Raw genomic sequence first — 9,245 nt, 5'->3', positions numbered from 1 at the left:
GACTAAGCGCCAGAAGGCTGGCTGGGATAATGGCTATATGATGAAAATCCTGACAGTGGGATTTTCATCTGTATAAATTAGACCCGTTTGCCCTATGCCGGATGCAATTAAGAATGTAAATTTAAGGCGAGTTTGGTTATGCTGTATGTCAGCCATAGCGTAAGTCTCTTTTACGTTGTGGTTAGACGCCTCGACAGTGTTCCAGCACTTCGAGGCGTTGTTATTTTCACTAATCAAATAATTCTTAGTGCACAAACACCTTACACTTTGGTGTACAAACACGTCAAGTGTTTTAATTTCAATTTTTTCGGGTATAGTGTTAGTACACCAACTATGAGAATTCACTATGGCTACGGGATATAAAAATAATCGTTCAACAACAAAAGGCATCCGCTTTCCGCATGAGTTACTTGATGAAATCAATACATATGTGGATGGTGATAAGTCTATAAATCCAAATTCTAATTTCTCAGCATGGGTTATTGATGCCTGTGAAAAAAAGATCAAATTAGAGAAGCGTAAAGTTAAAAGTTGAATCAATCTTTTCTCTTTCAAAGAGGGCAAATAGATCACACCAAGGATAGCATTCACGGTGCTATCCTTTTCCTTCCAACTAATCACTATAGAAATAATTGAAATATCACTTTTCTTATTTTTGGCGTAGGGATATCCGTAACGGTTATTATCCGTCTTTTTATTTTTCATGATTTTTCTTTATTTACTGTGCTTTTCGGCTATATGGGTTGTTTACGTTTTCTACTTTTGGAGGATTGCGTATCCACCATAAAATATCACTTAAAAGCCACGCACAGGAATTACGCCCAAAATGACAACGTGGAGGAAATAAACCCAAGGCTTCTAATTTATAGCAATGTCCTCTTGATATACTCGTTAATCTTTTTCGTTCTGTTTCCCTTATTCTTCTTTCAGATTCACCATAAGCAGAAAGAATATATTTCCTCTGTTCGTCGGTTGGTGAGATGTATTTTTTCATTACATCATCTCACCGCGAGATTCAGCGATACGTTGAGCTATCCAGCTATCAATTTCTGACTCAATAAAAGCTATTGAGCGAGTGCCAATTTTGACTTGCTTCGGAAATTTATCTTCTTCAATGAGTTTGTAAATCCACGCTTTACTGTAACCCGTTCTGCGTTGAACCTCGGACAAGCGAATAAGACTTTCTTTAGATGTGGTAATTTTTGACATATAGTTTCCCCTGTTAGTTTGTCCATATTTGATGTTTCTGGATGTTATTAGAACAGGAGTAATTAAACCGAATTTATAATGTGAGATCATCACGTTGGAATAGTAACTTGCTTCATACAAAGAATGTAATATATCTTACAGTTTACAGAAATAACTACTTATGATTAAAAATAACCTTAAGTAGTTATATATTGAACGACAACTATTGTTGTTTATTCACCCAATTAAGCGCGCTTCTTAAATTCGCCATGTAATACATTTTCGCCTTGTTCGAGTACATCCATATAGTCGGCATACCATTGCAACATTTCCCTACGACCATCCAAATATTGGGCGTGATTGTATGTTCCTCTGATACTGTTCTTATCAACATGAGCAAGCTGTGTCTCAATCCATGCGGTGTTATAGCCCTGTTCATGCAAAATTGTACTCATAGTGTGGCGGAATCCGTGGCCTGTTGCCCTGCCATCATAACCAATACGCTTAAGAACCTGATTAATGGCGGCTTCACTCATTGGCTTACCCGCATCATTACGACCAGGGAAAACATATTTCCCGCGCCCTGTAATAGCGTGTAACTTAATAAGAATAGCTTTAACCTGATTTGATAGCGGTACGATGTGAGGACGGCGCATCTTCATACGTTCGGCAGGTATTTGCCAGATATCTTTATCTAAATCGAATTCAGTCCATTCTGATTCTCTCAATTCGATGGTACGCACTCCAGTAAGCATCAGCAAACATGTAGCTGATTGAGTAACCTTACTTCCACTATAATCATTCAAGGCTATCAGGAAGTCATTCATTTGATCTGCTAAAAGGTGTGGGAAGTGTTTTTGCTTTGGTGCCTTAAGCGCGCTGGCAAGATCAGTAACGGGATTGAATTCTGCTCGTCCTGTAATAACGGCATATGTGAAAATTTGCCGACATGCTTGTCTGGTTTTTTTCAATTTATCTAACACGCCGCGTTGCTCCATCTTTCGGAGAACGGCTAACATGTCAGCGGGTTTGATATCAGTAATAGCACGTTTCCCAACATAGGGAAAAATATCTTTTCGCAGGTATTCCAGAATGTCTTCGGCATATCCTTTTGACCAATTAGGGCGCTTATGTTCGTGCCACTCAATGGCGATGGACTCAAAACTATTATTGACCGCAAAAGCTCTGGCGACTTTTTCAGCTTTCTTTTCCTCAAGCGGATCACTACCACCTGATAGCGTTCTCCTTGCCTCATTTCGCTTATTTCTTGCTTCTGCGAGAGATATATCAGGATATACCCCCAATGCGAGTAATTTTTCTTTGCCTGCGATCCGATACTTTAACCGCCAATAACGAGAGCCATTAGGGTTAACCAATAGATATAATCCACCACCATCTGCAAGTTTATAAGGTTTATCTTTAGGCTTTGCAGTGTCTACCTGTCGGGCTGTTAGCTTCATTTGGGGGTATCTCACTTCATTGAACCTGAACGTACCCCTAAATATACCCCCATAAGATCGTAGATTTCAACATACCTTACTAGACTACGGGAGAACGAAAAATGGCTAATACTGCGTATTTACTGGAGTTTTATGGACTTTGGAAGACGTTAAGATATTAAAGGATGGTACGCCCTACAGGATTCGAACCTGTGACCTACGGCTTAGAAGTGAGTAGAGTCACTATCTAAATCAATCAATTACCGCATTTACTGGCGCTCACACGTCCCACCTTACCCAAAGTTACCTATTGTTACTTCTGGTTACTTTTCAATACCCGTCCCAAATCCGTCCCACCCACCCAACCCACCACCCCACCGACCACATCAATAGATATCCGGCTATACAATAGCGAGAATCACATTAGCTAGCTCCTGCATGAAAACGATTGGTTTAGTGATCCAAATCAAAAAAATTGTACAATTTTTGAATTTAGGATTGCCTAAATTCAAACTCTGGACTATATTAAACATATACTGAGTTAATTCAGATGAATATTGAATCAATGACATGAGAGGGCGTTATATGAGCAAAAGATTAACTGTAAATGACTATACCACTAAATGCTTCAGAGATAATTTATACGATAAACTTCGATCTGCATTAGAGATATCATCTATATTGACGGATGAAGATAAAAAATATTTGACTGTTCGTGTTGATTATCATGATATTAATCCGCTTCATAAATTATGTAATCTTCCATACGAGAATGGAACCCTAGAAATAATCATCAGTTTCGGATAATGACTGCTTACCTCAAAAGAGGATAAAGGAAAATGCAGAAGCAGCCATGAAAAATAAAGAATTGGGATTATTACCACTAACAGGAACCGAGAAACAAGTTGCATGGGCTGAGAATATCAGGTCAGTTATTATTTCAATGTTAGTTCCTTATGATGAATTTGTTAACTCTGTTGATGAATTTGATGAATATGATTTAAGGCGAGTAAAGACAAGGGCTTGGGCTGATAATCTGGTTGATAGCTTGCTCACGGGGCTGGCAAAAGAAAAATATAGCCGCGTCAGGATAGGTGACAATGAATTAAATATTTTTACCAGGGCATTTTTAGATGCCATCAAACAAAAATCACATGCATCATGGTGGATTGATAACAGGGAAAGCTCATTATCCACTATAATTCATGAGCTTCGTGATGAGATACTTGCGGTTGAAATAACCTGTGAAAATTATAGGCATTCTGTTTTTGATGAGTCCACTATTCAGCCAGAGAATCCAGTTGAAAAAATAAGTACGCTGGTGACAGCATACAGTGACGAGGTTCATCTGGAATTTGATGGCGATAATGGTCAATTTATTCAGATAGTCCATTCTTACGGATTTAAGTATAAAGACGGACTGAAAAAATGGATTTTACGAATAAAATGGGATAGCGGAGATTCAAAAGACAGAGCGGCTGAAATTATACATGCACTACTGAAAAACGGCTTCCCTGTTTCAACTATTAACGAATCCATCAGAAAAATGGCGATTAATGCCAGTTTTGAACCGAAATACCCGCGCTGGATTTATTTCTCAGTTAGAAGCAATAATAAAAATTATGTTTTCATCTCATGGAATGATAAGGCCAATTTGACAAAAGAAATAAAAATGCTGGACGGAGCTATAGAGAGTTATGCCAGGCCTAATCTATGGAAAATCAGGGTTGAACAATGGGCATCTATCAGAGATTTTGCTGAAATTCACAGATTTAAAATTACCTCAGAAGCTGAGGCACAATTAAAAATGGCAGAGAATAAGGAGAAATCAAGATTAATTGTCGGCTCCATTCCTGAGCCAAAAAATCATGACCTTTTACCCATTGAAAATGATTCAGGTATTAATGGCATACATAAGGACTTAATTGATGATGAATAGACCTCAGTGGGAAATTATCACCCCATTAATGACACACCAAACAAAGGCCGTAAAAAAACTGGATAACCTTAGAGTGGGTGGGTTATTTATGGAGATGGGCACAGGCAAGAGCCTGACAGCAATTCAGATAGGGTATAACCGAAAACATAAAATTAATAAATTTGTTTGGTGTTGCCCGGTATCGCTGAAAATGAATGCTGTTGAGCAAATTACCAAACATACAAAAAATAGCAGCATTTATATTTTTGATGATAATACCACTGATGACAATATAAAAAATGCGTTCTGGTACATTGTCGGACTGGAAAGTATCGGGGGTAGCGACCGAGTCACTATGGCGTTTAATAATCTTATTGATGAAAACACCATGCTGATAGTTGATGAATCAAGCTATATAAAAGGACATACTGCTAAACGGACTAAACGATTAAAACTGATAGGTGAGCGGGCAAAATATAGGTTAATACTCACAGGGACGCCAATCAGTCAGGGAATAGAGGATCTATATAGCCAAATATCATTTCTGAGTGATAAAATTTTGGGGTATCGCTCATGGTATTCATTCGTTAGAAAACACCTTGAATACAGTGAAGAATATAAGGGGTTAATAACAAATCGTAAAAACATCGATTTGATTGCTAAGAAAATAGAGCCTTATATCTATCAGATTACAAAAGATGAATGCTTAGATTTACCAGAAAAAACCTATTCATCACGAATGGTTAAACTCACATTAAAGCAAAAAGAGTTATACGAAAAAATTAAAGATAAATTTTATGAAGATGTTCTCGATATGGAAAAACACGAAATGGGGATTGCGATATACAAACTATTCACCTCATTAAAGTCAGTTGTTAACGGCATAGTTCCACCTGATTTTAAATGTGAATACGATGATATCGGGAATAATAAAATTGAAGAGCTGAAAAATACACTGAATTCAATTCATCCTGACAGGCCTGTAGTCATATTTACACAGCACAGAAAATCCATAGAGTTGATTGAAGAAACTTTAGGGAGTATGTTTAATAAAAATATCAGTACCTATTATGGAAAACTGACTGAAAAAAGAAACAGATATAAAAATTTAACCCGGTGGCGTGACAACGGAGGGTATTTTTTGGCAACTGCAAGCTGTGGCGGTTTTGGTCTGGATTTAACAAAATCAAATGATTGTGTGTTTTTTAGCAACGGATTTAAATATGGTGAACGAATTCAGTGTGAGGACAGGCTTCACCGGATAGGTCAGTATCGCAATGTTCTCTATACTGATATTTGGTCGGATTCTGGAATAGAGGACAGGATTAGAAGATCACATGAGAAAAAAAGTAACGCTATGGAATCATTTAAATATGAGCTTATAGATGCCAAAAAAAATAACCCAGATAATCTATTAACGATAGTGAAGGCGCTATGAAAAAACTGAACTGTAATGTATATCAGGCGGCCATGGCTAGATTGGAATATATATTCTCTGAGTTTGACAATATATATATATCATTTTCAGGTGGTAAAGACAGCGGCGTGCTGCTGAATTTGGCACTGAACTATGCCAGAGAAAACAAACTGAGCCATAAACTCGGTGTTTTTCATATTGATTATGAGGCGCAGTACAACGCAACTACAGAATACGTGGATAAAACATATGCAGAACTGGATGGAGAGGTAGAAAATTTACGTTGCTGCGTTCCAGTTAAGAGTCCAACATGTACCAGTATGTTTGAAACCTATTGGCGCCCGTGGGACGCAGATAAACGCGAGTTATGGGTCAGGGAGTTACCGGAACAATATTTGGGATGGGATGATTTTGATTTCCTGAATCAGGATACTACAGATTATCAGTTTCAGGAGCAGTTTTCACTGTGGTATCACAAAAAGAAAGGTGCCAAAAAAACGTGTGTTTTGGTGGGCATTCGCTCAGACGAGAGTCTAGACCGCTGGCGAACCATTATTAGTGATAAAAATATTAACAAATATAAAAATAAAGCATGGACAACAAAAGTTGCAGATAATATTTACAACGCCTACCCAATCTACGATTGGTGCACTGAAGATATCTGGATAGCCAATGCTAAGTTTGGGTGGGATTACAATAGACTCTATGATTTATTTTATTATGCAGGATTACCCATTCATGCCATGCGAGTAGCCTCACCATTCCATAATGCAGCAAAAGCGTCCCTTGGGTTATACCGCGCAATAGACCCTGATATGTGGGGTAAAATGATATCACGGGTTAATGGCGTCAATTTTACTGCCATATATGGCGGCACTACAGTTATGGGATGGAGAAACATAACAAAACCATCGCATTTCAATTGGGAACAATACGCCAAATTTTTGTTGAATACGTTACCAGAGGATATAGCCGAAAATTACCGGAAAAAACTCGCAACCAGTATTAAATTCTGGCGAGAAAAAGGTGGAGTCCTAAGCAGGGATGCTATAAATGACTTGAACACAGCTGGAATCAAATTTGATATTGGTGAGAAAACAAACTACAAAACTGAAAAATCACCCGTCCGTATGGAGTATGCAGATGACATCGACAGCAAAGAATTTCAGTTGATCCCTACATGGAAACGACTCTGTGTCTGTATATTAAAAAATGACCACGTGGGTAAATACATGGGATTTAGCCAGACAAAAGCCGAAATGCTCAAACGAAAATCCGCCATAGAAAAATACAAAGATTTATGAGGTCATTAAATGAAAAGCCCAATTTATAATGTTAAAGCTGTCCCCGTTGATAAAGTTTGCTCAAACGCATATAACCCAAATGCGGTTGCCCCTCCTGAAATGAAATTGCTGGAGTTATCCATTTGGGAGGATGGATTTACCCAGCCGATAGTCTGTTACTACATGAATGATACTGATACATATGAAATTGTTGATGGTTACCACCGCTACACGGTGCTAAAAACCAGTAAACGAATATATAAGCGGGAGAATGGCCTATTACCTGTTGTTGTCATTGATAAACCGTTACATAATCGCATGGCCAGCACCATACGTCATAACCGTGCAAGAGGCACACATAACATTGAACTTATGACGAACATCGTCAGTGAGCTGGTCGAGTCAGGAATGTCTGACGCATGGATCATGAAAAATATCGGTATGGACGCTGACGAACTTCTGCGCTTAAAGCAAATATCAGGATTGGCTGCATTGTTCAGTAACAAGTGTTTTAGTCAGGCTTGGACAAAAGATAGCAACGATAAAAAATTCTATGACAAGCAGTTGACACAACTAACAATTTAATTATTAAAACAATGAATGGAACAATAAAATGGGTGATAAATTAGAATTGCGAGGTGGTAAACGAGCGGGCGCTGGCAGACCACCTATTGACAAAAATCTAAGAAAGATGCCTGTGACCATAAAAATTCCAAAATGGATTATTGATTGGCTGAACGAACAACCAGAGACCAAAGTAAGACTGATCGAAAACGCTATTATCAAACACTACAATATTTCCCCACCCTGAAAAGATTAATATGGGCTGCTTGCCCATATTAAATGGATACAATAAACAAAATGGTGATGAAAATGGGAAATTACAGGGCAGTTTGATGAGGTAGTGGGATAAAATGGTCATCATCTGACGATAAAGTTACTATCACTACAGGCCAGCAATCCACCCTTAACCTAAATGGACTTTTAAATCCCTTTCCGGCATTAGATGGGAATTCAATGAAATCAATGGTTTGGGAGGAGGTAATGCGATTATGAAAAACCCGCGTGGGGCGGGCTAGGATGATTAATCAGTATATTTAGCTCTATCGCGAATTTCTTTGATACTCATACCAAATACATCACGATGATTTGCACACATCCAGCAAGCACATGCACAAGGCGTTCTGTAACACCTGCCTATTCCTCTGGCATCTGGACGCGGACGTCTAGGCGGGTGCCTGCGGGAATGTCACACGGCTCATCATCGGTGTAATAGGTCTGTTCCTCCACGTCTTTGAGGCGTCGGTTCTGTAGTCTCGCGGGCATATGAGTATTTTGTCGGTGGGTGATTTTGATATCAATCGTCCCGTCCGGCAGCACTTTGTCCTCCACATACACTAATTCATTGCCGTTGCTGTCACGGGGCACACTGAGTCCCCCATGCACACCCCAAGCCCCATCCGCGTTATAGCCCAGCACACCGAATACCCGATAGTGACCGATTCCGAGTTTGGTAACAGTCGCGCCCTCGGATTCGTCGTTGGTGGTAAATGTACCATCGGGGTAGATTTGGAGGATGGGGGAACCCTGCTTAATAAATCCATTGTTATCACGCCAGCAGTTAGCGCCTAAAGATAATAATGTGCCGTTTCCTTTGGGTAGTGTCTGCACGCTCTTGTTTGAGCCATCTGGATTCCTATCTATAAAGTTTAACAGGAAATCAGCATCGTCAGGGCCGCCTTCTATTCTCCAATATGTCCCGCTGGGTCGGTATGAACTCACCCCTCCCCACGAACCGCTTGACCTGACAATCAACCCATCCGCGGTTACCTGTGAAAATCGATAATATCCCGGATAGTTCCCACCATTAGCTGATACCGCACCGATATTCCGCACAAATTCCGGTTTATTGGGAATATCCGCCCCGTTCTTCGACCTCATGAGCGCAGATTGAAACAGTATATCGATATCCCGTGTCAGGGCATTAATCGATTTCAGTG

At 39.4% G+C, this 9,245-nt stretch carries 10 protein-coding genes; 6 read left to right on the top strand and 4 right to left on the bottom strand.

Features of this window, described 5'->3' with window-relative positions; genetic code table 11:
* Nucleotides 1-346: 346 nt before the first annotated feature.
* Nucleotides 347-535: a YlcI/YnfO family protein gene (locus tag BM135_RS15870; protein WP_092521422.1), complete on the top strand. Its 189-nt coding sequence runs from the start codon at nt 347-349 to the stop codon at nt 533-535.
* 183 nt (nt 536-718) lie between these two features.
* Here the strand turns inward: BM135_RS15870 and BM135_RS15865 are convergent, their stop codons facing one another.
* The 3 genes from BM135_RS15865 to BM135_RS15855 all read right to left on the bottom strand — a co-directional run bounded on the left by BM135_RS15865 (nt 719) and on the right by BM135_RS15855 (nt 2,648).
* A complete protein-coding gene (locus tag BM135_RS15865) occupies nt 719-994 on the bottom strand; it encodes an AlpA family phage regulatory protein (protein WP_071880963.1) in 276 nt (91 codons plus the stop codon).
* Entirely contained in the window at nt 994-1,209 is a 216-nt protein-coding gene (locus BM135_RS15860) for a helix-turn-helix transcriptional regulator (protein ID WP_092521421.1), read from the bottom strand. The genes BM135_RS15865 and BM135_RS15860 overlap by 1 nt, the downstream gene beginning before the upstream one ends.
* Nucleotides 1,210-1,433: 224 nt before the next feature.
* Complete coding sequence (locus tag BM135_RS15855; protein ID WP_092521420.1) at nt 1,434-2,648, bottom strand: tyrosine-type recombinase/integrase; 1,215 nt, start codon at nt 2,646-2,648, stop codon at nt 1,434-1,436.
* Between the two features lie 832 nt (nt 2,649-3,480).
* Here BM135_RS15855 and BM135_RS15850 point away from each other — a divergent pair.
* From BM135_RS15850 to BM135_RS15830, 5 genes are read left to right on the top strand one after another with little or no spacing between them, the layout of a single operon-like run.
* Complete coding sequence (locus BM135_RS15850) at nt 3,481-4,566, top strand: hypothetical protein (RefSeq protein ID WP_092521419.1); 1,086 nt, start codon at nt 3,481-3,483, stop codon at nt 4,564-4,566.
* A complete protein-coding gene (locus BM135_RS15845; RefSeq protein ID WP_092521418.1) occupies nt 4,556-5,983 on the top strand; it encodes an SNF2-related protein in 1,428 nt (475 codons plus the stop codon). Before BM135_RS15850 ends, BM135_RS15845 begins: the two co-directional genes overlap by 11 nt.
* Nucleotides 5,980-7,266, top strand: a complete 1,287-nt coding sequence (locus tag BM135_RS15840; RefSeq protein ID WP_092521411.1) for a DUF3440 domain-containing protein — start codon at nt 5,980-5,982, stop codon at nt 7,264-7,266. The genes BM135_RS15845 and BM135_RS15840 overlap by 4 nt, the downstream gene beginning before the upstream one ends.
* Before the next feature lie 9 nt (nt 7,267-7,275).
* Nucleotides 7,276-7,830, top strand: a complete 555-nt coding sequence (locus tag BM135_RS15835; RefSeq protein ID WP_092521410.1) for an IbrB-like domain-containing protein — start codon at nt 7,276-7,278, stop codon at nt 7,828-7,830.
* A 28-nt stretch (nt 7,831-7,858) separates the two neighbouring features.
* A complete protein-coding gene (locus BM135_RS15830; RefSeq protein WP_092521409.1) occupies nt 7,859-8,056 on the top strand; it encodes a hypothetical protein in 198 nt (65 codons plus the stop codon).
* 386 nt (nt 8,057-8,442) lie between these two features.
* Here the strand turns inward: BM135_RS15830 and BM135_RS17110 are convergent, their stop codons facing one another.
* On the bottom strand, nt 8,443-9,186 hold the full coding sequence (locus BM135_RS17110; protein ID WP_175486192.1) for a phage tail fiber protein: 744 nt from the start codon (nt 9,184-9,186) through the stop codon (nt 8,443-8,445).
* Nucleotides 9,187-9,245 lie beyond the last annotated feature (59 nt).

The organism is Xenorhabdus japonica (assembly GCF_900115195.1).
In the GTDB taxonomy this organism is placed as follows: Bacteria; Pseudomonadota; Gammaproteobacteria; order Enterobacterales; family Enterobacteriaceae; genus Xenorhabdus; species Xenorhabdus japonica.
Note: the sequence above shows the minus strand (reverse complement) of the source record. Positions and strands in the feature narration are given on the sequence as shown.